General features: G+C 68.5%; 26 protein-coding genes. 10 read left to right on the top strand and 16 right to left on the bottom strand.

Annotated features, from left to right (window positions below; all coding sequences use genetic code 11):
* Positions 1-88: 88 nt before the first annotated feature.
* Positions 89-544 carry a hypothetical protein gene (locus RZE79_RS01535; RefSeq protein WP_056583865.1) on the bottom strand — a complete coding sequence of 152 codons (456 nt, stop codon included), beginning with the start codon at positions 542-544 and terminating at the stop codon, positions 89-91.
* A gap of 190 nt (positions 545-734) precedes the next feature.
* Here RZE79_RS01535 and RZE79_RS01540 point away from each other — a divergent pair, with 190 nt between their 5' ends.
* Entirely contained in the window at positions 735-1163 is a 429-nt protein-coding gene (locus RZE79_RS01540; RefSeq protein ID WP_153281134.1) for a glycerate kinase, read from the top strand.
* Between the two features lie 32 nt (positions 1164-1195).
* Here RZE79_RS01540 and RZE79_RS01545 read toward each other — a convergent pair whose 3' ends face one another.
* Positions 1196-2194 carry a recombination-associated protein RdgC gene (locus RZE79_RS01545; RefSeq protein ID WP_319358700.1) on the bottom strand — a complete coding sequence of 333 codons (999 nt, stop codon included), beginning with the start codon at positions 2192-2194 and terminating at the stop codon, positions 1196-1198.
* 132 nt (positions 2195-2326) lie between these two features.
* Between RZE79_RS01545 and RZE79_RS01550 the strand changes: the two genes are divergently transcribed.
* Genes RZE79_RS01550 through RZE79_RS01560 form a run of 3 tightly spaced genes read left to right on the top strand, consistent with a single transcriptional unit; the run spans position 2327 to position 3922 of the window.
* The gene (locus RZE79_RS01550; protein WP_153281132.1) at positions 2327-3280 is read left to right on the top strand and encodes a branched-chain amino acid transaminase; all 954 of its coding nucleotides are present in this window, start codon (positions 2327-2329) and stop codon (positions 3278-3280) included.
* An 8-nt stretch (positions 3281-3288) separates the two neighbouring features.
* A complete protein-coding gene (locus RZE79_RS01555) occupies positions 3289-3498 on the top strand; it encodes a zinc-finger domain-containing protein (RefSeq protein WP_101493462.1) in 210 nt (69 codons plus the stop codon).
* 1 nt (position 3499) lies between these two features.
* Complete coding sequence (locus RZE79_RS01560) at positions 3500-3922, top strand: ABZJ_00895 family protein (RefSeq protein ID WP_319358703.1); 423 nt, start codon at positions 3500-3502, stop codon at positions 3920-3922.
* On the opposite strand, the gene RZE79_RS01565 is transcribed toward RZE79_RS01560, so the two are convergent.
* The 7 genes from RZE79_RS01565 to RZE79_RS01595 form a co-directional block, all read right to left on the bottom strand.
* Positions 3913-5160 (bottom strand): O-antigen ligase family protein, encoded by a 1248-nt coding sequence (locus tag RZE79_RS01565; RefSeq protein WP_319358705.1) that lies wholly within the window; start codon positions 5158-5160, stop codon positions 3913-3915. The two genes, RZE79_RS01560 and RZE79_RS01565, sit on opposite strands and share 10 nt — an antisense overlap.
* A 63-nt stretch (positions 5161-5223) precedes the next feature.
* A complete protein-coding gene (locus tag RZE79_RS01570) occupies positions 5224-6429 on the bottom strand; it encodes an ATP-binding protein (protein WP_319358707.1) in 1206 nt (401 codons plus the stop codon).
* 13 nt (positions 6430-6442) lie between these two features.
* On the bottom strand, positions 6443-7165 hold the full coding sequence (locus RZE79_RS01575) for a response regulator transcription factor (protein WP_099794604.1): 723 nt from the start codon (positions 7163-7165) through the stop codon (positions 6443-6445).
* A 53-nt stretch (positions 7166-7218) separates the two neighbouring features.
* Positions 7219-8868 (bottom strand): NAD(P)/FAD-dependent oxidoreductase, encoded by a 1650-nt coding sequence (locus tag RZE79_RS01580; RefSeq protein ID WP_319358710.1) that lies wholly within the window; start codon positions 8866-8868, stop codon positions 7219-7221.
* 4 nt (positions 8869-8872) lie between these two features.
* The gene (locus tag RZE79_RS01585) at positions 8873-9724 is read right to left on the bottom strand and encodes a beta-ketoacyl synthase chain length factor (protein WP_319358711.1); all 852 of its coding nucleotides are present in this window, start codon (positions 9722-9724) and stop codon (positions 8873-8875) included.
* Positions 9721-10926, bottom strand: coding sequence for a beta-ketoacyl-[acyl-carrier-protein] synthase family protein (locus RZE79_RS01590; RefSeq protein WP_319358713.1), 1206 nt, complete (start codon positions 10924-10926; stop codon positions 9721-9723). Before RZE79_RS01590 ends, RZE79_RS01585 begins: the two co-directional genes overlap by 4 nt.
* A gap of 155 nt (positions 10927-11081) precedes the next feature.
* A complete protein-coding gene (locus RZE79_RS01595) occupies positions 11082-12476 on the bottom strand; it encodes an AmpG family muropeptide MFS transporter (protein ID WP_319358715.1) in 1395 nt (464 codons plus the stop codon).
* A 62-nt stretch (positions 12477-12538) separates the two neighbouring features.
* Between RZE79_RS01595 and RZE79_RS01600 the strand changes: the two genes are divergently transcribed.
* Entirely contained in the window at positions 12539-13393 is an 855-nt protein-coding gene (locus RZE79_RS01600; protein WP_319358716.1) for a M48 family metallopeptidase, read from the top strand.
* A 36-nt stretch (positions 13394-13429) separates the two neighbouring features.
* On the opposite strand, the gene RZE79_RS01605 is transcribed toward RZE79_RS01600, so the two are convergent.
* The 4 genes from RZE79_RS01605 to RZE79_RS01620 are packed head-to-tail and all read right to left on the bottom strand — an operon-like array spanning position 13430 to position 18428.
* On the bottom strand, positions 13430-15430 hold the full coding sequence (locus RZE79_RS01605; RefSeq protein WP_319358719.1) for a DUF4034 domain-containing protein: 2001 nt from the start codon (positions 15428-15430) through the stop codon (positions 13430-13432).
* 12 nt (positions 15431-15442) lie between these two features.
* Positions 15443-16261 carry a DUF1266 domain-containing protein gene (locus RZE79_RS01610; protein ID WP_319358721.1) on the bottom strand — a complete coding sequence of 273 codons (819 nt, stop codon included), beginning with the start codon at positions 16259-16261 and terminating at the stop codon, positions 15443-15445.
* Complete coding sequence (locus tag RZE79_RS01615) at positions 16258-17610, bottom strand: hypothetical protein (RefSeq protein WP_319358723.1); 1353 nt, start codon at positions 17608-17610, stop codon at positions 16258-16260. Before RZE79_RS01615 ends, RZE79_RS01610 begins: the two co-directional genes overlap by 4 nt.
* 14 nt (positions 17611-17624) lie before the next feature.
* Positions 17625-18428, bottom strand: a complete 804-nt coding sequence (locus RZE79_RS01620; RefSeq protein ID WP_319358725.1) for an exodeoxyribonuclease III — start codon at positions 18426-18428, stop codon at positions 17625-17627.
* A 12-nt stretch (positions 18429-18440) separates the two neighbouring features.
* Between RZE79_RS01620 and pyrE the strand changes: the two genes are divergently transcribed.
* Together pyrE and RZE79_RS01630 are read left to right on the top strand one after the other, a co-directional pair.
* Positions 18441-19121 carry an orotate phosphoribosyltransferase gene (pyrE, locus tag RZE79_RS01625; protein ID WP_099794609.1) on the top strand — a complete coding sequence of 227 codons (681 nt, stop codon included), beginning with the start codon at positions 18441-18443 and terminating at the stop codon, positions 19119-19121.
* 12 nt (positions 19122-19133) lie between these two features.
* Positions 19134-19835, top strand: a complete 702-nt coding sequence (locus tag RZE79_RS01630; protein ID WP_373696526.1) for a DUF4124 domain-containing protein — start codon at positions 19134-19136, stop codon at positions 19833-19835.
* Positions 19836-19875: 40 nt separating this feature from the next.
* On the opposite strand, the gene gatB is transcribed toward RZE79_RS01630, so the two are convergent.
* From gatB to gatC, 3 genes are read right to left on the bottom strand one after another with little or no spacing between them, the layout of a single operon-like run.
* The gene (gatB, locus tag RZE79_RS01635; RefSeq protein ID WP_319358727.1) at positions 19876-21372 is read right to left on the bottom strand and encodes an Asp-tRNA(Asn)/Glu-tRNA(Gln) amidotransferase subunit GatB; all 1497 of its coding nucleotides are present in this window, start codon (positions 21370-21372) and stop codon (positions 19876-19878) included.
* 1 nt (position 21373) lies between these two features.
* On the bottom strand, positions 21374-22864 hold the full coding sequence (gene gatA / locus RZE79_RS01640) for an Asp-tRNA(Asn)/Glu-tRNA(Gln) amidotransferase subunit GatA (protein WP_319358729.1): 1491 nt from the start codon (positions 22862-22864) through the stop codon (positions 21374-21376).
* Entirely contained in the window at positions 22864-23163 is a 300-nt protein-coding gene (gene gatC / locus RZE79_RS01645; RefSeq protein ID WP_056583926.1) for an Asp-tRNA(Asn)/Glu-tRNA(Gln) amidotransferase subunit GatC, read from the bottom strand. The genes gatA and gatC overlap by 1 nt, the downstream gene beginning before the upstream one ends.
* Positions 23164-23380: 217 nt before the next feature.
* Here gatC and RZE79_RS01650 point away from each other — a divergent pair, with 217 nt between their 5' ends.
* The 3 genes from RZE79_RS01650 (at position 23381) to mreD (ending at position 25990) form a co-directional block, all read left to right on the top strand.
* On the top strand, positions 23381-24424 hold the full coding sequence (locus RZE79_RS01650) for a rod shape-determining protein (protein WP_056583929.1): 1044 nt from the start codon (positions 23381-23383) through the stop codon (positions 24422-24424).
* Between the two features lie 85 nt (positions 24425-24509).
* Positions 24510-25472 carry a rod shape-determining protein MreC gene (gene mreC, locus RZE79_RS01655; protein ID WP_099794613.1) on the top strand — a complete coding sequence of 321 codons (963 nt, stop codon included), beginning with the start codon at positions 24510-24512 and terminating at the stop codon, positions 25470-25472.
* On the top strand, positions 25469-25990 hold the full coding sequence (gene mreD / locus RZE79_RS01660) for a rod shape-determining protein MreD (protein WP_153281118.1): 522 nt from the start codon (positions 25469-25471) through the stop codon (positions 25988-25990). Before mreC ends, mreD begins: the two co-directional genes overlap by 4 nt.
* Positions 25991-26025 lie beyond the last annotated feature (35 nt).

The following is a 26025-nucleotide window of genomic DNA, read 5'->3' on the forward strand; positions in this document are numbered from 1 at the left end:
ATGCCCGGCGCGTGGTGGTCGCGCCGGGCATACCCTCCCTACCTTCCCTGGCCTCCCTGGCCTTCTATTTCTCTGTGTGTGACGCTGCTTAACTTCCGATGTGCATCGTGAACGCCGGCCCGTTGTTGAGCACGCACTGGCCGCTGCCCAAGGTGGCGGAGTTCATCGTGTACTGGCAACTCAGGTTGCCGCCGCGACTGCCGGTGGCGTTTGCCACGCCGGCCGTGCGCGAGCCGGCCACGCGGGTCGCCTCTCCCTGAAACTGTTCGGCGCCGATCTGCGCATTGAAGTGGCCGCGGCCGTTCATGTCGTTGGTCACCGTGCCCCCGACGGCGCCGTAGCGCGCGGCTTCGGCGTTCGACGGATAGAGCCGCGCGCTGAAGGTCTGTGACACCGGCCCCGGTGCGACGGCATAGCTTTGCTGCGACGGCGCGATGGGAGCGGGTTGCCCGAGCGGCACCACGTAGCAGCCGCTGAGGACGGTGCCCGCGAGTGCGGCGGCAAGGGTGAGTCGAACGAAAGTGACGGAGCGCGGGATGTTCATGCGTTTCTCGGTGGCCCGGGCAGATGCCCGTGCGGCGAAATGTGCCCGCAGCCGCCTGGGTACCCTGTGCTTTTCGGGGCGAGTACCGCTTTCTGCGCCCGGCGGTAGCCACGGTGGCTACTGCGAGGGGGCGCTCGTTCGCCAGGAACCATCGCATCGCCCCCGAGGGCGCGCGTGCCGGGCGGCGACAATGCGCCCCATGAATTTCCAGAAATTGCTGGTGCCCGTGGGGGCCATCGCGCTCCTCGGCCTGTCGTGGCACCAATACGGATGGGGCGGCGTGGCGTTCGCCGGCGGCGCGATCGTGATGTTCCTGCTGATGCACTTCAACCGCGCCATGCAGGTGCTCAAGCGCGCCGCCGACCGGCCGATCGGCACGGTGGCGAGCTCGGTGATGCTCAATGCCAAGCTCAAGCCCGGCGTGACGCTGATGCACGTCATTGCGATGACGCGCGCGCTCGGCGAACTGCGCTCGCCCGAGAACGAGCAGCCCGAGCTGTACCGCTGGACCGACGCCGGCGGCTCTTATGTCGATGCCGTGTTCAACGGCGGCAAGCTGCAGAGCTGGACGCTCACGCGGCCCGAGACGCCGGCCGACGAAGAAACGCCCGCGGCCTGAAGGCGCGCGGGCGCTTCGCCTGGCCTGCTTACTTAGAACGGCGCGTCTTCTTCTTCGGGCGTGTCGGCCTGCGCCGCAGGTGCGGTGGCAGTAGCCGCAGCCTTGGGTGCTTCATCTGGCGGTGCCGCCGAGAACGCTGCCTCGCCGCCCAGCGCGTCGAGCAGCGCCGGCACCAGCTGGCCGAGTTCGCCGGTGGCAATGGCCACGTCGGCGTCGAAGTTGTCTTCTTTCTTGCCGCCCGCCGCGCCGTCGCCCGTGCCTTCGAGGAAGGTGATCTTGCGGATCAGCAGGCCGTGCGTGAGTTCGAAGGACACGCGGTCGTCCCAGGTGAGCGCCAGGCGCGTCGGGCGCTTGCCGTCGGTGATGTGCTGCTTGACCTCGTCGATGTCCAGGGCGTGCTTGGCATAGCGCACCACGGCCTTCGAGTCGTCGGAGGCCTTGAGCTCGCACTCGCGGTCGATGCTGAAGCCGGCCGGCGGCTCCTGCGTCAGCAGCCAGTTGGCCATGGCGGCGGCCGGCTCGATCTGCGTGTTGATCAGCGCCACGGCAAAGCCGTCGAGCGACTTCACGAGGCTGGTGACCACTTCGTCGGCGCGCGAGGCGTTGCCGCTGTTGATCACGAGGCGGTTCTCGGCCTTGTCGATCCACACCGTGACGCGCGCGCTGCGCGTGAAGGCCATGGGCAGCAGCTCCAGGGTGATGTCTTCCTTGAGCTCCTTCTTTTCCTTCTTGCCGGGCTTGCGGCCGGTGGTCGTTTCGATCTGGGCGCAGCGCTCGTCGAGCTTGCGGCGCACCACGGAGCCGGGGACCTGCTTGCTTTCGATCATGTACTCGACCAGCCACTGGCCGTCGATGGATTCGACCAATGGGCCGTTGGCTTCGCCGCGGGGCTCGACCCAGCCGGCGGACTTTTCCTGCGAGGGGCCGCAAGGCACGAAGCGTTGCTTGGCCAGCCCTTCTTCTGCCTCGGTCAGTGATTGGGACCAGGCAGGTTCGATGCGATAGACGATGACGTTCTTGAATACGGACACGGGAACCCTTTTTCCACTGGTTGGCACAACCGGCCATTGTCGGGCACCGCGTTCCGGGCTCGGCCGTAAAATCGAAAGCTTTTGCGACTTCCCAGTGGGTCGCACCCACACCGCTCCCAAAGGAATCAGGAAATGAGCTCGATCCCCCCCTCGCTGGACGACCGTGACGGCAAGATCTGGATGGACGGCGAACTCGTGGACTGGCGCGACGCCAAGATCCACGTGCTGAGCCACACGCTGCACTATGGGTGCGGCGCCTTCGAGGGCGTGCGCGCCTACAAGACGGCGGACGGCGGCACGTCCATCTTCCGCCTGGCCGAGCACACCGAGCGCCTGTTCAACAGCGCCAAGATCCTGCGCATGAAGATCCCCTTCTCGCAAGAGCAGCTGAATGAAGCCCAGAAACAGGTCGTGCGCGAGAACAAGCTCGAAAGCTGCTACCTGCGCCCCCTCATCTGGATCGGCTCCGAGAAGCTGGGCGTGAGCCCCAAGGGCAACAAGATCCACGCCATGGTCGCCGCCTGGTCCTGGGGCGCCTACCTCGGCGAAGAAGGCATGCGCCGCGGCATCCGCGTGAAGACCTCGAGCTACACGCGCCACCACGTGAACATCACGATGACGCAGGCCAAGTCGGTCAGCAACTACACCAACTCGATCCTGGCCAACATGGAAGCGCTGGACGATGGCTACGACGAAGCGCTGCTGCTCGACGCGAGCGGCTTCGTGTCGGAAGGCGCGGGCGAGAACGTGTTCGTGGTCAAGAACGGCGTGGTCTACACGCCCGACCTGTCGGCCGGCGCCCTGAACGGCATCACGCGCAACACCATCCTGCACATCTGCAAGGACCTCGGCATCGAGCTCGTGCAAAAGCGCATCACGCGTGACGAGGTCTACATTTCCGACGAAGCCTTCTTCACCGGCACCGCCGCCGAAGTGACGCCCATCCGCGAACTTGACCGCATCGAGATCGGCAACCGCGGCGACGGCGGCTCGCGCGGCCCCGTCACCGAGAAGATCCAGTCGGCCTTCTTCGACATCGTGAACGGCAAGAATCCCAAGTACGCCCACTGGCTCACGAAGGTCTGAGAGAAAACATGTCCACCAATGCAGTCGTCGAACTCCTCGCGAAGGAGCTCAACCACCAGGGCGGCGTGTTCTGCCCCAGCCCGAAGGCCGACATGAAGCTCTGGAGCGGCCACCCGAAGGTCTATCTCGACGTGGCGCGCACCGGCGAAGCCAAGTGCCCGTACTGCGGCACGGTGTACCGCCTGAAGGCGGGCGAGACCGTCTCGAGCCGCCACTGACGTGTCGATCCGCGGCCTGTTGGTGCGATTCGGCCTCGCCTACCTGGTGTTGCTGCTCGGCATCGCCATCGCGCTGAGCCTTCTGGGCGTCAAGACCAACGCCGGCACCAACACGGCGGCGCTGCTCGGCGCCGTCATGTGGGCGTGCATGGCGTTCGGCAAGCGCAACGGCCGCTACTTCACCCGCGAAGAAAAGCCGCGTGCCGTGCTCGGCATGCTGGCGGTCGACCTGGCACTCCAGGCCGCGTTCGGGCTGGGCGTGGGCCTGTTGTCCGGGGCCCTGGCCCCGCAGATGGGGCCGCTGCTGTTCTCGCTGGTCTTCATCGGCGTGCTGCACGCCGTGACGATCTATTTCTTCGTCGGGCTCAGCGGCAAGCAGTTCGCTGCCGCGCAGAAGCAGAAGACCGACCGCGGTCAGGCCTGAAGACGGGCCGGCCGCGCCGGCCGCACCGGCCATAAGCCGCGCCACGGATCGGGGTCCTGCGATTCCTGCGCCAGCCGCAGGTAGACCATCGCGATCCACAACACCGCCAGCCCGATCTGCGCGTCGCGCATCGCCGAGTTCACGCTCGACGCGATGAGCGCGATGAGCGTCGCGGCCAGTGCGTAGCGGCCGGCGATGTCGGGCCGGCGCCAGGCCTGCCAGACGGCGATGAGCATGATCGCCAGCAGGCTCAGGATGCCCGGGATGCCGCTTTGCGCGCCCACCCAGAGGAAGTCGTTGTGCGGCATGTTGGAGTCGGCGAACAGCGCCGGGCCGCGCTTGTGCCACTGGTCGGTCCAGCCGCCGATGCCCCAGCCCGCGACGGGCTGGTCGGCGATCATCGCGCCGGTGTCGCGGTACATGTAGTAGCGGATGATCCAGCTGCCGTGGAACACGGCGCCGGTCTGCGCCTTCTCGAGTTCCTCGATGCCGGTCTCGACCTTCTGCTGCAGCTGCGGCAGCTGGTACAGGCTCGCACCGATCACCACCGCGCCCAGGATCAGCGCGGCCGACAGCGCCTTCAAATGGTTCTTCCACTGGTGCAGGCAGACCACCGGAATCACCAGCAGCAGCGCGAGCACCGAGGTGCGCGACGTGAGCGGCAGCGCGACGACGGCGCCCAGCCCGAGCACGAGCGCGAAGGCCGCCAGCGCGCGCCAGGGCCGGTGGCCCGTGATCTGCGACAGCCCGTAGACCGCGGCACTGGCCGCGACGATGCTGAACAGCAGCGCGTTGCTGATCGACTTGTTGCCCACTTCCATCACCACGCCGCGCAGCGCGCCCGGCACCGGAAAGCCCAGCGTGTAGTGCAGCACGATGAGCACGATGTTCAGTGCTGCGATCAAGAGGAAGCCGCGCAGCGCCCACAGCGCCTCCTCGCGCGTGAGCGCCATCGCCATCAGGAAGGTGAAGGCGATGCGCAGCCCGTGGAACAGGTTGGAGGGGGTTTCGGGATAGTGCGGCCGCACGGCCAGCACGATGAAGGTCCACGCCACGTAGGCGACCACCGGCCACCACAGCGGGTTGGCGCGCAGCCGCGCACAGCGCTCGCGCAAACCGCCACCCACGAGCAGGGCGAGCAGCAGCACGATGGCCGACAGGTAGGTGACGCCGACCGGCATGAACACCACCAGCCCCCAGAACATGGCCGCGGGCCGAACGATGTGCGATCTCTGCATAGGGCCGGGATTTTAGGTGCGGCCTTTCTGCCGAACCTGACTTGACCTGCGCGCCCGCTGGCGTCAGTGCGGTGCGGCGGTGGCTTTGGCCGGCAGGCGGATCACGAAGCTCGCACCCCCACCCGGCCGGTCTTCGCAGCGCACCGAGCCGCCGTGGCGCTCGGCGATCGACTTCACCAGCGCCAGCCCGAGGCCGACACCGCCGTTGCGCTCGCTGGCGCCCGGCAGGCGGTAGAAGGGTTCGAAGATGCGTTCGCGCAGCGCGGGCGGCACGCCCGGCCCGCGGTCGTTGACGCGCACTGTGGCGTAGCCGCCGGCGCTGCCGAGCTCGACGCTGATTTCGCCGGCGCCGTAGCGGCGGGCGTTCTCCAGCAGGTTGCGGATCGCACGGCGCAGCAGGCGCGACACGCCCGGCACGGTGAGCGTGGCGTTGTCGGTGCCTTCGGCCAGGTCGAGTTCGGCGTTGACCTGTGCGCATTCTTCGGCGGCCAGGCCGGTCAGGTCGACGGCTTCGATGGTGCCCATGTCGGCCTCGCTGGCGTCGAGTCGGCTGGCCAGCAGGATCTCGTCGATGAGCTGGTCGAGTTCGCCGATGTTGCGCGAAATCTCCTCGCGCGCCGCCGGGCTCGGCTGGTCGCCCATGAGCTCCAGGCCCATGCGGATGCGGGTGAGCGGCGAGCGCAGCTCGTGCGAGGCATTCGCCAGCAGCGACTTGTGGGAACGCACGAGCTGCTCGATGCGTTCGGCGGAGGCATTGAAACGCTTGGAGAGATCGGCCACTTCGTCTTGTCCTTCCTCGATCACGCGCGCCGACAGGTCGCCCTCGCCCCAGCGCTGCACGCCGCGTTGCAGGGTTTCGAGCCGCTGGGTGATGCGCCGCACGATCGGGTAGACGCCCAGTGCCACCGCCACGCCCACGAGCGCGATCATCCAGCCCAGTCCGAACGGGGTGCGCCAGGGCGCGAAACCGCCGGTGCCGGTGGGGCGTTCGCGCGGCGCGACGCGCAATGTCATGTCGCGGCCGTCGCTCAGCGACACGTCGAACTCCAGCCCCTGGCCCGGCACGCGCATGGCCTTGCCGGTGCCGATGGTGCGGTCCTGGCTGTCGAGCACGACCACTTCGCGCGGCACGGGCGCCAGGCGCTCGCGCTCGGCCTCGGCGGCCACGCGCACGATCCAGTTGGCCATCAGCGTGAGGATGACCACGCCGCCGACCACCGCGAGCCAGATGCGGACGTAGAGATGGCGGCGGTAGAGGCTGCGCAGCATCGCGGGTCGCGTCCTAATCTTGCTGCTTGGCGAACACGTAGCCGACGCCGCGCACGGTGAGGATGCGCTTCGGGTTCTTCGCGTCGACCTCGATGGCGGCGCGGATGCGCCCCATGTGCACGTCGATCGAGCGGTCGAAGGCTTCGAGTTCGCGGCCGCGCACGGCTTCCATGATCTGGTCGCGCGTGAGCACGCGGCCCGCGCGCTCGGCCATGGCCACGAGCAGGTCGAACTGGTAGGAGGTGAGGTCCGCCAGCGCGCCGGCCACGGACACGGTGCGCGCGTTGCGGTCGATCTCGAGCGTGCCGAAGCGCATCACGGTGGAGGCTTCGGCCTCGGTGGCGTTCTCGCTGCGACGGCGCAGCACGGCGCGGATGCGCGCCAGCAGCTCGCGCGGCTCGAAGGGCTTGGGCAGGTAGTCGTCGGCGCCGATTTCCAGGCCGATGATGCGGTCCATCGGATCGCCCTTGGCGGTCAGCATCAGCACCGACACCTTGGCCAGCGGGCCGGGCAGGGCGCGGATGCGGCGGCAGACTTCGAGCCCGTCGGTGTCGGGCAGCATCAGGTCGAGGATCACCAGGTCGGGCGCGTGCTGCTGCAGCTGCTCCAGGCCGCTGGCGCCGTCACCGGCGTGGTTGAAGGCGAAGCCCGACTGGGTCAGGTACTCGCCCACCATCTGCGCCAGGCGGGCGTCGTCTTCGATCATCAGGAGTTGGGGGGTGCTCATGCGCTTCATGGTCGTCCACAGGGAGCAAGCGGGCTTGAACGCTCCGTAAAGTTGGGTAAACCTCAGGCGCGGGTGTCAACCCGAGGTGCTGCGAAAAGCATAGCGTCGTGCGTCGCCGTCGCGGGTGTTTTTCCGCGGTTTTCTTCGAGAAGCGCCCGCAGCGCGCCGGCCTCCACGTCGGGATCGGCGGTGCGCGCCCGCCCGAGGATCTCGTCGGCCAGTTGCCGCAGCATGACCGTCGAAGCCCGGATGCGGTCCTTGAAGCCGGCATCGTCGAGCGTGTCCTTCAGGCTGCGGTTGAGTTCGGCGAACCACGGCATCGCGGCCTGGTCGAGCATCACGGCCGGGTTGCGCTTGTGGCTCGACGCCGACCAGTCGCGCATCAGCCGCTGCACCGCGACATTCAGGCGCTGGCAGTGCTGCAGTTCGTCCTTCAGGCTTCCGAGCGCCGGCAGGTCGGTCAGGCGCCGCTGGAAGAAGATCTGCGCGAGCACGCCCCAGTAGTACGCGTAGTCCCAGATCACCTTCACCGGCAGCACCTCCGGGTCGCCGAAGAGCGGGTACTGGTCCTGGTAGAGCGCCAGCGTGCTCTCGTAGAACGAGTGGTAGATCTGGTCGTAGAGCTGGGCCCGTGCTTCCAGCGGCCGGCCGGCGCGGTCCTGCGCGACGAGGTCGGTGATGTAGGTGTTGGCGATCGCGATGAAGTCGCTGCCGGGCGAATAGAAGGGGTCGAGAAAGAGCCCGGCCTCGCCCGTCATCGCCCAGCGCTCGCCCGAGAACACCTGCTTGCAGCCGTGCGAGAAATGCCTGAGGAAGGCGAAGTCCTGCAGCAGGTGGCGCTTGCCGTCGAGCGCCTCGTACAGCCGCGGCTGGTAGGTGGCGAACCAGGCCATCGCCTTCTCGAAGGTGTCGATGGTGTCCAGCGGGTGCAGCGCCGGGTCGGCCACGATGCCCACCGAATGCGAGCCCGAGGCCAGCGGAATCAGCCAGGCCCAGTAGCCGGCGCCCACGAAGTGGTTGGTCGAGAGCCAGCGCGCCTGCGGGTTGCAGCGTTCGCGCCATTCGGCGTTGTCGCTCCAGTCGTCGACGGCGATGCGCTCGCCGATGCGGAACCACACCGCGTTGACGTCATGCGCGTTGGGCTCGACAAGGCCGAGCTTGCGCTTGAGCATGCCGGCGCGGCCGCAGGCGTCGATGAGCCAGCGCGCCTGTGTGGCGTGGGATTCGTCGCCGCGCGTCCATTCGATGCGGTGGGGCACCGCGGGGTCCTGGGCCAGGTCGATGCGGCGCACCAGCGCGCTGTCGACGAAGCGCACGCCGTGGCGCACGGCTTCCTCGGCCAGGAAGTTCTCGAAGATGCCGCGGTCGATCTGGTAGCTGGGCACCGCCAGGTAGCGGCTCGCGCCGATCTCGGTGACGTTGTCGATGTCGCTGCGGCCTTCGCTGAAGAAGAAGCGAAAGCCGAACTTGCGCAGCTGCGCTTCGTCCATGTGCGCCTTGAGCCCGAGCACCGTGTCGAAGTAGTGCGCCCCGATCTCGACCGACGATTCGCCCACCTTGTGGGCCGCGTGCGGCACCGGATGCGTGCGGCGCTCCAGCACCAGCACCTTCAGGTCGCCGAAGCGCTGCTTCAGCTGGATCGCCAGCGTGAGGCCGGCGAGACCGCCTCCCATGATCACTGCGTCAAACGAATCCAGCGCAGTGTCGGTCATGGTGTCAGTCCTTCGGAGGAGGCCGCAGCTGCAGCCTGAGTGACAGGGTGGGCGAGAGCTGCAGGTGCAGCGGCGGCTCGTCGCCGCCTTCGACGTGCGCCAGCGATTCGAACAGGCCGAGCGCCTGCGCCATCGGGTTGATGGCCACCAGCGACTTTGCGGCTTCCGACCGCAGCGACGTGTAGGTGGCCGCCGCGTCGTCGCCCGCCGCACCGTGGGGGGCCAGCGACCACTGCAGCGCGGCCACGCTGCGCCCGGTGCGCACGGGCGCGATCACCATCGCCACCGCGAGCAGGCCGCGGCTGTCGGTCACCGAGGTGAGGGCGCCGACGGTGGGCGTGTCGTAGCCGACCAGCAGCACCGGCTCCTGGTTGGCCGCGCATTGCACGGCCGCTTCGAGCAGGCCGGAGGCGAAGCTGTGTTCATAGGCCGACACCGCGTTGCTGGCCGCCATGCAGCCGGTGCCGATGGTCCAGTAGCCCACGGCCGCGTTGTGCACCGAGTTGTGGAACTTGGTGGGCGACAGCATCTTCGGATCGCCCGCGAGCGTGCTGCACATGTAGTCGTTGATCGACAGGTCGCCGTGCGCCGACGTGAACACGCAGGGCACGTCGGCCGCGTTGCGGTCGGCACCCGCGATGGCCGCGGCGGCCACTTCGAGCGCCAGCGCCACGGTGTCGGGTGCGCGACGGCGCTCGGCCGGGGCCAGCACCTGCGGCGAGGGCCGCTTGGCGGGCGGATCGCTCAGCGAGCCTTCACCGCGGAAGGCCGCGCGGGCGGCATCCCAGCCGGGCAGCGTGGGGGTCCAGAAGGCGGGGCCTTCGATGTAGAGCGTGGGGGGCGTGGGCGCGTTCATGCGTTCACCGCCTTGCCGAAGACCAGCGCGCAGTTGTTGCCGCCGAAGCCGAAGGAGTTGGAGAGCGCGTAGCGCACCTCGCCCGTGACGGGTTCGAGCTTGAGCTGCGGGCCGAAGCCTTCGTCCAGCGTGCGCGTGTTGACCGTGCCCGGCATCAGGCCGCGCTCGATCGCCAGCAGGCAGACCACGGCCTCGACGATGCCCGCGGCGCCCAGCGTGTGGCCCATGAAGCCCTTGGTCGAGCTGGCGTGCGTGTGCGCCGGGAAGCGGCGCGCCACCAGCGCGCCCTCGACCTCGTCGTTCTTCTGGCTCGCCGTGCCGTGCATGTTGATGTAGTCGATGGCCTCGGGCGCAAGGCCGGCGCGCGCCAGCGCGTCGTCGAGCGCGCGTTCGGCGCCCAGGCCTTCGGGGTGCGGCGTCGACATGTGGTGCGCGTCACTCGCTTCGCCGTAGCCCAGCAGCAGCGGCGTGGCGGTGTCGCCGGGCTGCACGCGCTCGACCAGCGCAAAGCCGGCCGCCTCGCCGAGGCTGATGCCTTTGCGTCCGGCGTCGAAGGGGCGGCAGGGCTCGGTGGAGACCAGCTCCAGCGCGTTGAAGCCGAACAGCACGCTGCCGCACAGCGTGTCGGCACCGCCGACCACGGCGGCGTCGGCCAGGCCCAGGCGGATCAGGCGCTCGGCCGAGGCGAACACCTTGGCGCTGGACGAGCAGGCGGTCGAAATCGTCTCGCTCGGGCCGTCGATGCCCAGCACCTGCTGCACGAACATGGCCAGCGAATGCGGCGTATGAACGGCGGGGCGGCGCTGGTCCATCGGAAAGTTGCCGTCGGCGTCGAGCTGCGTGTAGGCCAGCTCGGTCTCGCCGATGCTGGCGGTGGAGGTGCCGAGCACCAGCGCGATGCGCGTGGCGCCGTACTTGTCACGCGCGGCCGCGACCGCCTCGAGGAAGCCGTCGGCCTGCAGGCCCAGCCAGGCCAGCCGGTTGTTGCGGCAGTCCCACGACATCGCCGATTCGGGCAGGCGCACGTCTTCCAGCCCGTCGACGCGGCCGATCCAGGTCGGCAGCGGCGCATCGCCGAAGTCGTTGGCACGCAGGCCGCTGCGCGAGTGCGCGAGCGCGTCGGCGTGCGCTTCCTTGCCGACGCCGACGGCCGAGGTGGCCGTGTAGGCACTGATGTGAAGGGGAGAAATTCGGGACGGCACGATGGATGTGGGGGCAGGCAACCGGGGGAAAGGCGTCAACGACAGAGGAAAAAGCGGGAAGGCGCAATTTTCACGCAATGAATGTCACAGCCTACCAGCGATGCGTATCCGGTTGCGTCGGCTGTTTCCCACAGAAGACAGCTCGGGCGCAGGCCCTATTGACGCTCGCCGTCGCCTGTGCGGGCCGCCGAACGCGCGGCCAGCGCCACCAGCAGCAGCACCGGCACGCCCAGCATCGCGGTGGCCGTGAAGAAGGTGCTGTAGCCGTAGGCGTCGACAAACGCGCCCGAGTAGCCGGCGATGAATTTCGGCAGCAGCAGCATCAGCGAGCTGAACAGCGCGTACTGCGTGGCCGAGTAGCTGATGTTGGTCAGGCTCGACAGGTAGGCGATGAAGGCCGCCGACGCGATGCCGCCGGCGAGGTTGTCGGCCGACACCACCGCGATCAGCGCGGTGAGGTCGTGCCCGCGCGTGGCCAGCCAGGCGAACAGCAGGTTGCTCGCGGCACTCAGCACCGCGCCGAGCATCAGCACGCGCATCACGCCCAGCCGCATCGAGAGCACGCCGCCCACGAAGGCGCCCACCAGCGTCATGATCACGCCGTAGATCTTGCTGACCGTGGCCACCTGGTCCTTGGTGAAGCCCATGTCCACATAGAACGGGTTGGCCATGATGCCCATCACCACGTCGCTGATGCGGTAGATGGCGATCAGCGCGAGGATCAGCGCCGCCTGCCACTTGTAGCGGCGGATGAAGTCCGCAAAAGGCTCGATCAGCACGCTTCGCAGCCATTCGCCCGCGTTCTTCGCCTGCGGCAACACGCGCCGCACCGGTTCGGGCGACAGCAGCACCGTGAGCACACCGACCGCCATCGAGGCCGCCATCACGAGGTAGGCCGTTTTCCAGGCGCCGTTCTGGTAGGCCGCTGCGCCCGTGACGGCCACGGCGGGCGCCACCTCGGCCCAGGCCGCGACCCACAGCACGCCGGCGCCGGCCCAGATCATCGCGAGCCGATAGCCCGTTTGATAGGCGGCGGCCAGCGCGGCCTGCTTGCGCGTCTCGGCCGATTCGATGCGGAAGGCGTCGAGCGCGATGTCTTGCGTGGCCGAGCCGAAGGCCACCAGCAGCGCGCACCAGATCAGCGGCTGCAGCCCCAGGCGCGGGTCGTTCATCGCCATGCCGATCAGTCCGGCGATGACCATGCCCTGCGCCAGCAGCAGCCAGCCACGCCGGCGCCCGAGCAGCGTCGTGAGCGGCGGCAGCGGCAGCCGGTCGACCAGCGGCGCCCAGACCCACTTGAAGCCATAGGCCAGCCCGACCCAGCTCAGGTAGCCGATGGTGGTGCGGTCGATGCCCGCCTCGCGCAGCCGAAAACTCAGCGTGCCCAGCACCAGCAGCAGCGGCAGGCCGGCCGAGAAGCCCAGCGCCAGCATGCGCAGGGTGGCCGGTTCGAGGTAGACCTTGAGCGCGTCACGCCAGGGCAGGGCGGCGCTCGCGGGGGCTTGGGTGGTTTCGGCGGGCGGTGCGGACATGAGTGGGGGATTGTCCATGAGCTGTCGGGGATATCGGTGCGCCCCGCTCGTCTCCATTTGTTCCTATCATCCGGGCACCTATGTGCACACGATGCGAACGCCCCCTTTCTGCCCTCTCCGAAGCCTCGGCATGGAACCCGCGCCGGGCCTTCCTGCTCGCCGCCGCCGGTGCCGCGCTGAGTGCGCCGGCGCTGGCGCAGGTCAACGTCGGCAATGCCTCGGTGGCGCGCAACCTCGTGCCCGCCGACCAGATCGAGGCGGCCGGCGTGCAGCAGTACGGCCAGCTGCTCCAACAGGCGCGCGCCAAGAATGCGCTGGCCGGCGACGGCAACGCGCAACTGCAGCGGCTGCGCACCATCGCGCAGCGCCTCATTCCCTTTGCCCTGCCGTGGAACGCTCGCGCACGCGAATGGAAGTGGGAGGTCAACCTGATCGGCAGCAAGCAGATCAACGCCTTCTGCATGCCCGGCGGCAAGATCGCGTTCTTCACCGGCATCCTCGAACAGCTCAAGCTCAGCGACGACGAGGTCGCGATGGTCATGGGCCATGAAATGGCGCACGCGCTGCGCGAGCACGCCCGCGCCCGCATGGCCAAGAGCGTCGGCACCGGCGCGGCGCTGTCCATCGGCGCGCAGCTGCTGGGGCTCGGCCAGGTCGGCGACCTCGCGGCGCGCGCCGGCACGCAGCTCATCACCCTGAAGTTCAGCCGCAGCGACGAAACCGACGCCGACCTCGTCGGCCTCGAACTCGCCGCGCGCGCGGGCTACGACCCGAAGGCGTCGGTGTCGCTGTGGAAGAAGATGGCCACGGCCTCCAAGAACCAGGGCGGCCTGAGTTTCCTGTCGACCCACCCGAGCGGGCCGGACCGCATCGCCAAACTCGAGGCGAACGTGCCGAAGGTCGAGAAGCTCTACAGAGACGCGAAGAAGGGCTGAGCGGCGGCCTGACGCCCCGCTCGGCGCCTCGCGCGCTCAGACCATCGCGTTGTCGCCGCCCGGAATCTCGTGCGCCTTGATCTGCCGGCGCGTGAGCTTGTAGAGCGTGGACGACAGAAAGCCGTCCTGGTGGGTGTTCCTGGTCACGTTCACCACGAACTCGTCTTCCGGCGCCACGGCCTGCGCCCCCATGATCCAGCGCACGCTCTCGCGGTAGTTGTAGAGCCCCTTGTCGTTGGGGTCGCCCATCAATGCCGACAGCGCGGCCATGGCGACGGCGTCGCCGTTGGTGGCGTGCTCGCGCACGAAATCCAGGTAGCGGTGCCGCACGGGGATGTCGAACAGGCTGCTGATGAACATCAGTGCGCCTTCGATGCCGTCGTCGTGGCCCAGTTCGCTGGCCTTCATCATGGCTTCGACCGCCTGCAGCTGCAGCGCCGGGCGCCGCGACACGGGCGTGGCGTTGTCCCAGGCCATGTCGTGGCAGAGGTAGCCGAGCTTGTAGGCCGCGACGCTGTTGCCGGCCTCCGCCGCCTGGCCGTAGCAGCGCATGGCCTGCTGCAAATCCTTGGTGCCGTGCTCGCCGCCCGCGTGGAAGATGCCGAGCGTGAGCAGGCACGAGGTGTCGCCCGCCGCCAGCCCGAGTTCCAGCACGTCGAAAGCTTCCTTGTTGCGCGGCACGCGCCACAGCGCGCGCGCCAGGTCGTCCCAGTTCTCGGTGCCGGCGTTGCGTTCGCGCGCGGCCGCCAGCCAGGCGTTGCCGGTCACCTCGTTGGGCACGAAGCCGAAGGCGCCCTTCAGGCTGCCGTAGGCGTGCAGGATCAGCGCGGTGTTGCATTCGTAGGCATTGGCGCTGTTGCAGATGGCCTGGCCCAGCCAGTGGCCGTCGGGCTCCTGCTCCAGGGCGACGTGCACCGCCACATTCATGGCGTAGTCGTCGTCGATGGGGTGGTGGCTCTCGGCTTCGCGCAGGCAGGCCAGCGCCTCGGCATGCTGGTCGAGCATGTAGTGGCTGATGGCCAGCCAGCGCAGGGTTTCCCAGCGGTGGTAGGGGTAGAGCGCCTCGTTGGCGCGCTGGCGCGTGGCGGCCATGCGCTGCTGCGCTTCGGCCGGGTCTTCGTCCTTGTCGACCGCGTTGCCCTGGTATTCGTCACGCCAGATCTCGTGGCGCAGCCGGTCTTTCTCGACCTCGCTCAGGTGGGCGCAGGCGGCCGAGGCGATGAAGGCGCGCACGCGCTCGTGGCTGCCGCCCCAGCGCGGCTGCTGGAACCAGACGCACTGGCGCATGAAGAAGAACAGCCGCGGGTGCACGTGCAGCGTGGCGTGGATCCAGTAGGACGTGCCGCTGATCATCTTCTTGCCCTGCACGGGCGAGGGCAGGGCGGCGGGTACGGCCTCGGGGCAGGCCACGCGCTCGTCGTGCGCCAGGCCGGAGCGCGCGAGCTGCACCAGCAGCTCTTCGCGGGTGGCCGCATCGTCGAGGGAAAAGTCGTGCTGCAGCGGGTTGCCGGGCCCGCGGCCGCTGCGCACCAACTCGGTCAGCCACTCGGGTTCATTGAAGGCCGAGGTGCTCTGCAGCAGCAGGGCGCAGGCGGTCCACATCGTGGGCGCGAGCGTGAGTGCCCGCAGCGCGGCGACGGCGCAGCGCGTGGCGCAGGCATGGGCGCATTCCCAGCCGAGCGCGGTGACCGAGCTGGCCCAGCCCGAGCCGCGGTACTCGTAGGCCCAGTGGTACCAGTAGTGCGCTTCGCACAGCCAGGCGTGGGCCGATTGCGGATGGGCCGCCTGCCACGCGGTCAGGCGGGCCAGCCCTTCGGCGCCGGCCGCGGTGCAGCCGGCCAGGTCGTCGGGCAAGGCGCCGTAGTAGCGCTCTTCATCGTCGCGGTCCTGAAAGCTGGCGGCGAGCGCGTCGTCGAGCCGCTGGTCGAGCGCGGCGTAATCGCCGGCGCGCAGCAGGGCGTCGATGTCGCAGAGCTTCCATGGCGCGGGTGCGGCGGGAATCACGGTCGCTGCGGCGGGGGGCGTGTTTGTTGTCATGGCGGTCGCGCGTCAGGCCGACGCGGCGGGGACGGGAGTGGAGGTCGGGGTGGGTTGGGGGTCGAAGATGCGGTAGCGCTTCCAGGGCAGCGTGAGCCAGTTGCCCTGGGTGTTCTGCAGGTGCTCCTGCACCTCCAGCGTGGCGCGCGACGAGGCGGGGCCGTCCTGGCTGCTGATGCGCAGCCAGTGCAGCCGGGCCCGCGCATAGGCGTGGCCGAAGTCTTCCCAGCTTTCGAAGCTGTCCTGCGCGCGTTGCGCATTGAGGAACAGCACCAGCCAGGCCTGCGATTCGGGCACCCAGCCCAGCAGTGCGATGCAGCGCACCAGGAAGGCGGTGCGCGCGCAGTCGAAGGCCAGCGCGTCGCGCACCTTGCCTTCGGCCGCGAGCTGTTCGTAGAAGTTGGCGTGGGTGCGGCCGAGCCCGCCGACCCAGCCGACCAGCGCGGCCTGCATCTGCGTGGCGATGTCGCGCTCGGGGAGGTCGGCGGCCATGTTCATTTCGCGCAGCACCTGCCTGGCCAGCCGCTGGCGCTGCTCGGCGGGCAGCTCCAGCGCCAGCGCGTCGCTGTCGCAGCGCAGGCCGTTGCGCAGCAGCAGGATGTCGCCGAGCGCCAGCGCCCAGCGGCGGCGGTTGGGCACCACCTTGCCGGCGTCGGCCCGGGCCTGCGCCGCGCGCACCGCGAGGTCGGCGTTGGCCTTTTCCATGGCGCCGATCGCCGAGTCCGAGCCGCGCACGACGATGCGCAACGCGGTGCGCACGACGAACCATGCGACGCGCAGCCCGAGGTACAGCAGCCCGAGCAGCACGAGGATGAGGAGGGCCTGCATCATGGCAATGCGGCTCCCAGCAGCAGCGGCGCGCACACGGCGGCGCTCAGCGAGATGCCTTCGATCTCCATCATCGCGGCGGGCGCTTCCGAGGAGGCGGCCTGCAGCGACGGCGGCAACCGGTTCGCGGGCAGCGTCAGGCGGGCGGCGGCGGCCACCGCCACGTCCATCTGCCGCAGCCGCGCCAGCTTGTGCGGCGCAATGCGCAGCAGCAGCCACTGCAGTGCCGGCGGCGGCTGCTCGAAGTGCTCGATCAGGTGGAAGTTGCCGCTCATCACGCTGAGCAGGAAATCGGGGCTGCGCACGTCGGTGACGAACTTCCACTGGCCCTGGGTGGTGCTGGTGTCGTCCGCCGTCTCGGGCTCGAACACCAGGCCCATGCCTTCGCAGTCGCTGTGGCGCTCGCCGCGCGGCGGCAGCGTGCGCAGGAACTGCAGCACGTCGTCGGCGTACTTGCGCACCGGGTGGCGGTTCTGCTTGCCCTTGATCTGGTCGATCCGCAGCCCGTCGGCATGCACTTCGAGGCTGATGGTCACGTGCGGCAGGTTGCCCGCGCTGCGCAGCGTGAACAGGCGCAGCCGGCCGCTCTGCGCGGCGCTGGCGTACTGCTCACCATAGCCGCCGTTCAGTTTCTTGAGGTTGGCGAACTGCCCCAGGCAGTGCTGCATGTGGAACGACTCGTAGGCCATTTCCTCGCGCAACGCCGCATGGCTGCCGATGAACTCGAAGATCACGCCGTTGGGCGTGCGCAGCAGTTCCTTCAGCGCCAGGCCGCTGCTGGGCACCCAGCCCTTCTTGCGCTTGGCCTGCATGCGCTGGTGCTCCTGCTCCCACAGGGCCATGGCCATGAAGCAGGTGATGCGCTGCAGCTTCTGTTCGAGCCGCGTGCCGCGCCGCGAGCGCAAGAACTCGACCAGCATGCGTTCGCGGTCGACCAGCAGCAGGTGCTCGGGGTCGAGGTAGTAAAAAGTCTTCGAGCTGGCTTCGAGGGCTTGCGGGTCGGCCTTGCCGCTCTTGGACTTTTCCTTGTTGTCCTTGTCCTGTGCGGCCGGTGCGCGCGGCTGCAATTGCTTCGTCAGCCACTCGGGCAGCGGCTTGTCGGGCCCGGCTGCGGCCAGGTAATCGGCGGGCGACTGCACCGGCAGCACGTTGCCGAAGCTGCCGATGGCCCAGCGGAAGAAGTGGTTCAGCAGCCAGGCCGCCATGTCGGCGTCGTCGCCGCGCTCGGCGCTGCGGCGCGCAATGGCGGCCTTCACCTCGGGCGCGTTCACCACGTCGCGCGGCAGATAGACCGCCGTCGCAGCAGGTGGCGCGGAGGGGTTCGTGGAAGGAGACGGAGTCGGGATGGGCATCGACGGCGGGCGACTTACAGCGTGAAGTCGTACTCCACCGTGATCGGCGCGTGGTCGCTGAACTTGACCGTCTTGTAGATCGCCTCGGTGCGCGCCAGCGCGCCCATCGCCGGGGTCGCGAGGTGGTAGTCCAGCCGCCATCCCACGTTGTTCGCGTAGGCCTGGCCGCGGTTGCTCCACCAGGTGTAGGCGTCGCCCGTGGTGTCGGGCTTGAGGCGGCGGTACACGTCCACCAGGCCGGCGCCTTCGGTGCCTGCGTCGAGCAGGCGCGCCATCCAGGCGCGTTCTTCGGGAAGGAAGCCGCTGTTCTTCTGGTTGCCGCGCCAGTTCTTCAGGTCGATTTCCTGGTGCGCGATGTTGATGTCGCCGCACAAGATGAACTCGCGCTCCTTCTTCAGCGCCACGAGGTGCGGGAAGAAGCCTTTCAGGAAGCGGAACTTGGCGGCCTGGCGCTCCTCGCCCGAGCTGCCGCTCGGGAAGTAGCAGCTGATCACCGAGAACTTGCGCTTGGGCGTGTCGAAGCGCAGCTCGAGGTAGCGGCCTTCGGCGTCGAATTCGGGATCACCCCAGCCCACGACGACGGCGCTGGGCGCATGCTTCGTGTAGATCGCGGTGCCCGCGTAGCCTTTTTTCTCGGCAAAGTGGAAGTGGCCCTGGAGCTCGGCCATCTTTTCGAAGCGGCCCTCGACATCGCTGGCCTGGACGCGGATCTCCTGCATGCAAATACAATCCGGCGCGAGTTCGGCCACCCAGTCGGCGACGCCCTTGGTGGCCGCCGAGCGCAGGCCATTGAGATTGAGACTGGTCAGTTTGAACACAAGGAATTTCCAATGGCTGTAGACGGTCAGACAAGCAGCGCGGTGGCACAGGACTTCGTCCAGTTCGCGCTCGACGCCGGCGTGCTTCGCTTCGGCGAATTCAAGACCAAGGCCGGTCGCATGAGCCCGTATTTCTTCAATTCGGGACTGTTCGACGACGGCGCCAAGATCGCGCGGCTCGCCGGATTCTATGCAGACCGCCTGATCGAAAGCGGGCTCGAGTTCGACATGATCTTCGGCCCCGCCTACAAGGGCATCCCGCTGGGCGCCACCGTGGCCGCCGAGTTGGCCCGCCGCGGGCGCAACTACCCCTTCGCCTACAACCGCAAGGAAGCCAAGGCGCACGGCGAGGGCGGCAATCTCGTGGGCGCGCCGCTCAAGGGCCGCGTGCTCATCGTCGACGACGTCATGTCGGCCGGCACCGCGGTGCGCGAATCGATCGCCGCCATCCAGGCCGCGGGCGCCACGCCGCATGCCGTGTCCATCGCGCTCGACCGGCAGGAAAAAGCCACCGAGAACGGCGTCGACGTGGACCACAGCGCCGTGCAGTACGTGCGCAACCAGCTCGGCCTCGCGGTGGTCGCCATCGCCACGCTGGACGACCTGCTGAGCTACCTCTCGGGCAACGCCGCCGCCGACCTCGGCGCGCACCGCGAGCGCGTGCTGGCCTACCGCACGCGCTACGGCGCCTGAGACGCAGCGCCGATGCGACGCCTCGCACGCGATTCCCGCGATCCCTCTTCTGCCTTCGCCGCGGCGCCGCTGTGGCTGGGCCTGGCGGCCCTGTCGATGTGCGGTGCGACGCTCGCGCAGCCCGCCAAGACGGACGCGCCCGGCGTCGGCATCTACACCTGCGTCGACGCGCGCGGACGCACGCTCACGGCCGACCGGCCGATCGCCGAATGCAGCGACCGCGAGCAGCGCGAACTGGGCCCCAGCGGCACGGTGCGCCGCAAGCTGGAGCCGACCTACACGGCGCGCGAATTGCAGGAGCGCGAGGACCGCGCGCGCGAAGCCGCCATCCAGGCGGCGCGCATCATCGACGAGCGCCGCCGCGAGCGCGCGCTGCTGGTGCGCTACCCCAACGCCACCACGCACGACCGCGAGCGCGCCGAGGCGCTGTCGCAGATCGACGCCGTGATCCAGGCCGCGAAGAAGCGCATCGCCGAGCTCGCCGACGAGCGCAAGAAGATCGACGAAGAACTCGAGTTCTACAAGCAGGACACGAGCAAGGCGCCCGGCGCGGTGCGCCGCAGGATCGAGGACAACACGCAGAGCCTGGCCGTGCAGAACCGCTTCGTCGCGGAGCAGGAAGACGAGAAGAAGCGCGTGAATGCGCGCTTCGACGAGGAGCGTGGTCGCCTGAAGACGCTCTGGTCGCCGCAGAACGGCGGCAACCCCCGCTGAATCGAACCGGCCCGGGCCTTGCGCAAGGCCCGGGGGTTGATCAGCCCAGCTTGGCTTTGAGCAGCTCGGTGACCTGCGCCGGGTTCGCCTTGCCCCCGCTGGCCTTCATGACCTGGCCCACGAGGCCGTTGAGCGCTTTTTCCTTGCCGCCGCGGTATTCCTCGACGTTCTTCGCGTTCTTGGCAATCACCTCGTCGAGGATCTTGTCGAGCGCGCCGGTGTCGTTCATCGGCTTGAGGTCTTTCGCTTCGATGATCGCGTCGACATCGCTGCCTTCGCCACTCCACAGCGCTTCGAAGACCTGACGCGCGGCGTTGTTCGGCAGCGTGCCGTCGGCGATGCGCGTCACCAGCTGCGCGAGCTGCGCGGCCTTCACGGGCGCGGCCTCGATGCCGATTTCGGCGGCGTTCAGGCGGCGAGCCATTTCGCCGGTGATCCAGTTGCTGGCCAGCTTGGGCGCTGCGCCGGCGTTCACCGCATCATCGAAGTACTGCGCCAGCGCCGCGCCTTGCGTGAGCTGCGCGGCGTCGTATTCCGACAGGCCGTGGTCGCGCACATAGCGCTCGGCCGTGGCGCGCGGCAGCTCGGGCATCGTGGCGCGCACGCGCTCGATCCATTCGGCGGCCACCACGAGCGGCGGCAGGTCCGGGTCGGGAAAGTAGCGGTAGTCGGCCGCGTCTTCCTTGGTGCGCATGGTGCGCGTCTCGCCGGTGGCGGGGTCGAACAGCACGGTCGCTTGCTGGATCGCGCGGCCGTCTTCGAGCTCGTCGATCTGCGAGTTGATCTCGTAGTCGATCGCCTGCTGCATGAACTTGAAGCTGTTCAGGTTCTTGATCTCGCGGCGCGTGCCGAGCTTGTCGCCAGGCTTGCGCACCGACACGTTGGCGTCGCAGCGAAAGCTCCCTTCCTGCATGTTGCCGTCGCAGATGCCGATCCACGTGACGATCTTGTGCAGTTCGCGCGCATAGGCCACGGCCTCGGCGGTGGAGCGCATGTCGGGCTCGGTCACGATCTCCAGCAGCGGCGTGCCGGCGCGGTTCAGGTCGATGCCGCTCTGGCCGATGAAGTCTTCGTGCAGCGACTTGCCCGCGTCTTCCTCGAGGTGGGCGCGCACCAGGCGCACGGTCTTCTTTTCTTCGCCGAGGAAGAACGACACCGCGCCGCCTTGCACCACCGGGATCTCGAACTGGCTGATCTGGTAGCCCTTGGGCAGGTCGGGGTAGAAGTAGTTCTTGCGCGCGAACACGCTGCGCGGCGCGATGTGCGAGCCGAGCGCCAGGCCCAGCTTGATGGCACGTTCGACCGCGCCCTTGTTCATCACGGGCAGCGTGCCGGGCAGTGCCAGATCGACCGCGCAGGCCTGCGTGTTGGGCTCGGCGCCGAAGGCCGTGGAGGCGCGGCTGAAGATCTTGCTGTTCGTCGACAGCTGCGCGTGCGTCTCGAAGCCGATGATGACTTCATAGCCGCGCACCAGCGGGCCGGTCGGGCGGCCTTGTTGTTGTGCTTCGAAGGTGTTCACTGCGGTGGTGTCGCTCATCTTAAAAACCCTCCGGCGTGCGCGTGTGCCAGTCGGTGGCTTGCTGGAAACGGTGCGCTGCATTGAGCAGCTTCGCTTCGCCGAAGTAGTTTCCGATCAGCTGCAGGCCCACAGGCATGCCGGCGTCGAAGCCTGCAGGCACGCTCATGCCGGGCAGGCCGGCGAGCGAGGCGGGCAGCGTGAAGATATCGGCGAGGTAGTCGGCCACGGGGTCGTCGCCGTGTTCGCCGATCTTCCAGGCGGTGGTCGGTGCGGCGGGGCCAGCGATCACGTCGCATTGCGTCAGCGCCTGCTGGAAGTCGTCCGCGATCATGCGGCGCACCTTCTGTGCCTGCAGGTAGTAGGCGTCGTAGTAGCCGTGCGAGAGCACGTAGGTGCCGATCATGATGCGGCGCTTCACTTCGTCGCCGAAGCCTTCGGCGCGCGTGCGCTCGTACATCTCGGCCAAATCTTTGTACTGCGTGGCGCGGTGGCCGAACTTGACGCCGTCGAAGCGGCTCAGGTTGCTCGACGCTTCGGCCGCGGCCAGGATGTAGTACACGGGAATCGACAGCTCGGTGCGCGGCAGCGAGACCTCGACGCGCTTCGCGCCGAGCTTCTCGTACTGCAACAACGCTGCATCAATGGCGGCGCGCACGCCGGGCGCCACGCCGTCGCCGAAGAACTCCTTCGGCACACCGATGCGCAGGCCGTCGAGCGAGTCGTTCAGCGAGCGGCCGAAGTCTTCGGCGGGCTTGTCGAGCGAGGTCGAATCGCGGTCGAGGTCGGGGCCGCAGAAGGCCGACAGCAGCAGCGCGCAATCTTCGGCCGAGCGGGCCATGGGGCCGGCCTGGTCGAGGCTGGAGGCGAAGGCCACCATGCCGTAGCGCGAGGCGCGGCCGTAGGTCGGCTTGATGCCGGTGATGCCGCAGAACGAGGCCGGTTGGCGGATCGAGCCGCCGGTGTCGGTGCCGGTGGCGGCGGGTGCGAGGCGCGCGGCCACGGCCGCGGCGCTGGCGCCCGACGAGCCGCCCGGAATGCGGTCGAGGTTCCAGGGGTTGCGCACGGGCACGGCTTTGTCGTGGCCCACGGCGGGCACGGCGACGTTCTCGTTGGCCGAGCCCATCGCGAACTCGTCGCAGCTGAGCTTGCCGAGCGTGACCGCACCGGCTTCGGCCAGGCGGCGCACCACGGTCGCGTCGAAGGGCGAGCGGTAGCCCGCGAGCATCTTCGAGCCGGCGGTGGTGGCGAAATCGGTGGTGACGAAGATGTCCTTGTGCGCAATCGGCACGCCGGCCAGCGCGGGCGCGTTGCCCTTCGCAAGGAGCGCGTCGGCCGCGCGGGCCTGGGCCAGCGTGACTTCTTCGTTGACGTCGACAAAGGTGCCGAGCGATTCGTGGGCCTTCATGCGGCCGAGGAACGCCTGCGAGGCCTCGACGGCCGAAACCTTGCGGTCGGCCAGCGCCTTCGCCAGCGCGACCACGCTCCATTGGTGCAGTTCACCGCTGCTCATTATTCGATCACCTTGGGCACGAGGAACAGGCCGGCTTCGACGGCCGGGGCGCTCTTCTGGTTGGCTTCGCGGTTGTTCGGCTCGCTCACGACGTCGTCGCGCAGGCGCAGCGTCACGTCTTCGAGCGCGGCCACCGGATGCGCCAGCGGCTCGACGCCGGTGGTGTCGACCGCGCGCATGCGTTCGACCAGATCGAAGAAGCCGTTGATTTGAGTGAGCATGCGCTCGCTTTCGTCTGGGGCAAGCTGCAGCCGCGCCAAAGAGGCGATGCGTGCAATATCGGAAGCGGAAAGAGACATAGATGGCTGACGGGTCGAAAAAACCGGAGGCAATCGCACGCCGAAGAGGGTGCCGACACGGGATTCAGAGGGGATTCGGTTATTATCCCGCCTTTGCCGCAACCCCCGCGAACGCGCCGGCTTTTGCGCCAAAAACGATCAATTCACCCCGTCAAACGACCCAAAAAATAGAGCGACGTCCTGCCGATGCGCAGGCCGTGCTCAGAGGATTCCGCACATGTTTGGAGCTTTCCGTCGGTACTTCTCCACCGACCTGGCGATCGACCTCGGCACCGCCAACACCCTGATCTTCGCCCGCAACAAGGGCATCGTGCTGGACGAGCCCTCGGTGGTCGCGATCCGCCACGAAGGCGGCCCCCATGGCAAGAAGGTGATCCAGGCCGTCGGCCGCGAAGCCAAGGCCATGCTGGGCAAGGTGCCCGGCAACATCGAGGCCATCCGCCCGATGAAGGACGGCGTGATTGCCGACTTCGTGATCACCGAGCAGATGATCAAGCAGTTCATCAAGATGGTGCACCCGCGCACGCTGCTCACGCCGAGCCCGCGCATCATCATCTGCGTGCCCTGCGGTTCCACGCAGGTCGAGCGCCGCGCCATCAAGGACGCGGCCGAAGCCGCCGGCGCCACCGCCGTCTACCTCATCGAAGAACCCATGGCCGCGGCCATCGGCGCCGGCCTGCCCGTCAGCGAAGCCTCGGGCTCGATGGTGGTCGACATCGGCGGCGGCACCACCGAAGTGGGCGTGATCTCGCTGGGCGGCATGGTCTACAAGGGCTCGGTCCGCGTGGGCGGCGACCGCTTCGACGAAGCCATCATCAACTACATCCGCCGCAACTACGGCATGCTGATCGGCGAGCCGACGGCCGAAGTCATCAAGAAGAACATCGGCTCGGCCTTCCCGGGCTCCGAAGTCAAGGAAATGGAAGTCAAGGGCCGCAACCTTTCCGAAGGCGTGCCGCGCAGCTTCACCATCAGCAGCAACGAAGTGCTGGAAGCCCTGACCGACCCCCTGAACAACATCGTCTCGGCCGTGAAGAACGCGCTGGAACAGACGCCCCCCGAACTGGGCGCCGACATCGCCGAGCGCGGCATGATGCTCACCGGCGGCGGCGCGCTGCTGCGCGACCTCGACCGACTGCTCGCCGAGGAAACCGGCCTGCCGGTGCTTGTGGCCGAAGATCCGCTGACTTGCGTGGTGCGCGGCTGCGGCATCGCGCTCGAACGCATGGACCGTCTCGGTAGCATCTTCACGAGCGAGTAAAGGCGAAAGCCTCCATCGGCCGGCCTTTGCTTGCGCAGGCCGGCCTTTTGTTATTTGATGCCGCACCACTGCCGGGTCTGACTACATGCCTCTGGGCACGCTCGATCGCACAGCGCCACCCCTGTTCAACCAGGGGCAATCGGCACTCAGCAAGCTGATCTTCTTCGGCGCGCTCTCGCTCTTCCTCATGGTGGCCGATGCACGCTTTCACCTCGTGAAGCCGATCCGCTCGGCCATCGGCGCGGTGCTCTATCCGGTGCAGATGGTGGCGCTCAAGCCCGTCATGCTGGTGATGGGCGGCAGCCGTTACTTCGAAGAACTGCAGACCGCGCAGCACAACGAAGAAGAAGCCCGCAAGGCCCTGATGCTGCAGGCCGAAACCGCCAGCCGCGCCGACACGCTGGCCCAAGACAACGCCCGCCTGCGCGAGCTGCTCGAACTGCGCCAGACCACCACCACGCCGGGCCGCCCGGCCGAGGTGCTGTACGACGCGGCCGACCCCTACACGCGCAAGATCGTCATCGACCAGGGCCTCACGCAGGGCGTGGCCGCCGGCTCGCCGGTGATCGACGCGCGCGGCGTGCTGGGCCAGGTGACGCAGGTGCTGCCCTTCACGAGCGAGGTCACGCTGGTGATCGACCGCGACCTGGCCATTCCCGTGCAGAACACCCGCACCGGCGTGCGCAGCGTGGCCTTCGGCGACGCCTCGGCGCACGGCGGCGGCATGGAGCTGCGTTTCATGGCGGCCAATGCCGACCTGCAGGAGGGCGACCTGCTGTCCACCAGCGGCGTCGACGGCATCTACCCGGCCGGTCTTCCGGTGGCGAAGATCGAACGCATCGAGCGCCGCGCCGATTCGGCCTTTGCGCGCATCTACTGCGTGCCGCTGGCCCGCGTGACGGCGGCGCGCTACGTGCTGGTGCTCGAGCCTTCCGGCGCGCCGGTGGCGCCGCCGCACGTCGAGGCCGCGTCCACCCAACGCAAGCGCCCCGACGGCAAGCCCGGCGCCGGCAAGAACGAAAAGAAGCCCGCGGGAGCCACGCGATGATCAAGCGTCCCGGCCAGCAGCAGCTCCTGCTGCCCGTCAGCCCCGTCTTCATGTGGACCAGCCTGCTCGTGGCGCTGCTGGTCAACATGATCCCCATCGGCCGCGCGGCCTGGATGCCCGACCTGCTGGCGCTGGTGATCGTGTTCTGGGGCGTGCACCAGCCCGCGCGCGTGGGCATCGGCGCGGCCTTCATGTTCGGCCTGCTCATGGACGTGCACCAGTCGTCGATGCTGGGCCAGCATGCGCTGTCCTACACCACGCTGGGCTTCTTCGCGGCCATGATCCACCGGCGCCTGCTCTGGTACCCGGTGCTCTCGCAGGCGCTGCAGGTGCTGCCGCTGTTTGCGCTGTCGCAGTTCATCGAGGTGATCACGCGCATGATCGGCGGCGGCGTGTTCCCGGGCTGGGGCGTGCTGATCTCGCCGGCCCTCGAGGCCGCACTGTGGCCGCTGGCCAGTGCGTTGCTGCTCGCACCGCAGCGCCGCACACCCGAACCCGACGAGAACCGGCCGCTCTAAGTTCTGCCCTTCGCCGCATTTGCCATCGCACCTGC

This window comes from Variovorax sp. EBFNA2, assembly GCF_033802765.1.
GTDB classification, from domain to species: domain Bacteria; phylum Pseudomonadota; class Gammaproteobacteria; order Burkholderiales; family Burkholderiaceae_C; genus Variovorax; species Variovorax paradoxus_H.

Coding starts and splice junctions, on each gene's coding strand:
- RZE79_RS01550 (WP_153281132.1), top strand. CDS start 2,327: ATGAGCTCGATCCCCCCCTCGCTGGACGACCGTGACGGCAAGATCTGG.
- pyrE (WP_099794609.1), top strand. CDS start 18,441: ATGGCTGTAGACGGTCAGACAAGCAGCGCGGTGGCACAGGACTTCGTC.
- RZE79_RS01650 (WP_056583929.1), top strand. CDS start 23,381: ATGTTTGGAGCTTTCCGTCGGTACTTCTCCACCGACCTGGCGATCGAC.
- RZE79_RS01535 (WP_056583865.1), bottom strand. CDS start 544: ATGAACATCCCGCGCTCCGTCACTTTCGTTCGACTCACCCTTGCCGCC.
- RZE79_RS01570 (WP_319358707.1), bottom strand. CDS start 6,429: ATGCTGCGCAGCCTCTACCGCCGCCATCTCTACGTCCGCATCTGGCTC.
- gatA (WP_319358729.1), bottom strand. CDS start 22,864: ATGAGCAGCGGTGAACTGCACCAATGGAGCGTGGTCGCGCTGGCGAAG.
- gatB (WP_319358727.1), bottom strand. CDS start 21,372: ATGAGCGACACCACCGCAGTGAACACCTTCGAAGCACAACAACAAGGC.
- RZE79_RS01555 (WP_101493462.1), top strand. CDS start 3,289: ATGTCCACCAATGCAGTCGTCGAACTCCTCGCGAAGGAGCTCAACCAC.
- mreC (WP_099794613.1), top strand. CDS start 24,510: ATGCCTCTGGGCACGCTCGATCGCACAGCGCCACCCCTGTTCAACCAG.
- RZE79_RS01630 (WP_373696526.1), top strand. CDS start 19,134: ATGCGACGCCTCGCACGCGATTCCCGCGATCCCTCTTCTGCCTTCGCC.
- RZE79_RS01540 (WP_153281134.1), top strand. CDS start 735: ATGCGCCCCATGAATTTCCAGAAATTGCTGGTGCCCGTGGGGGCCATC.
- RZE79_RS01610 (WP_319358721.1), bottom strand. CDS start 16,261: ATGATGCAGGCCCTCCTCATCCTCGTGCTGCTCGGGCTGCTGTACCTC.
- RZE79_RS01565 (WP_319358705.1), bottom strand. CDS start 5,160: ATGCAGAGATCGCACATCGTTCGGCCCGCGGCCATGTTCTGGGGGCTG.
- RZE79_RS01615 (WP_319358723.1), bottom strand. CDS start 17,610: ATGCCCATCCCGACTCCGTCTCCTTCCACGAACCCCTCCGCGCCACCT.
- mreD (WP_153281118.1), top strand. CDS start 25,469: ATGATCAAGCGTCCCGGCCAGCAGCAGCTCCTGCTGCCCGTCAGCCCC.
- RZE79_RS01595 (WP_319358715.1), bottom strand. CDS start 12,476: ATGGACAATCCCCCACTCATGTCCGCACCGCCCGCCGAAACCACCCAA.
- RZE79_RS01585 (WP_319358711.1), bottom strand. CDS start 9,724: ATGAACGCGCCCACGCCCCCCACGCTCTACATCGAAGGCCCCGCCTTC.
- gatC (WP_056583926.1), bottom strand. CDS start 23,163: ATGTCTCTTTCCGCTTCCGATATTGCACGCATCGCCTCTTTGGCGCGG.
- RZE79_RS01575 (WP_099794604.1), bottom strand. CDS start 7,165: ATGAAGCGCATGAGCACCCCCCAACTCCTGATGATCGAAGACGACGCC.
- RZE79_RS01605 (WP_319358719.1), bottom strand. CDS start 15,430: ATGACAACAAACACGCCCCCCGCCGCAGCGACCGTGATTCCCGCCGCA.
- RZE79_RS01580 (WP_319358710.1), bottom strand. CDS start 8,868: ATGACCGACACTGCGCTGGATTCGTTTGACGCAGTGATCATGGGAGGC.
- RZE79_RS01600 (WP_319358716.1), top strand. CDS start 12,539: ATGTGCACACGATGCGAACGCCCCCTTTCTGCCCTCTCCGAAGCCTCG.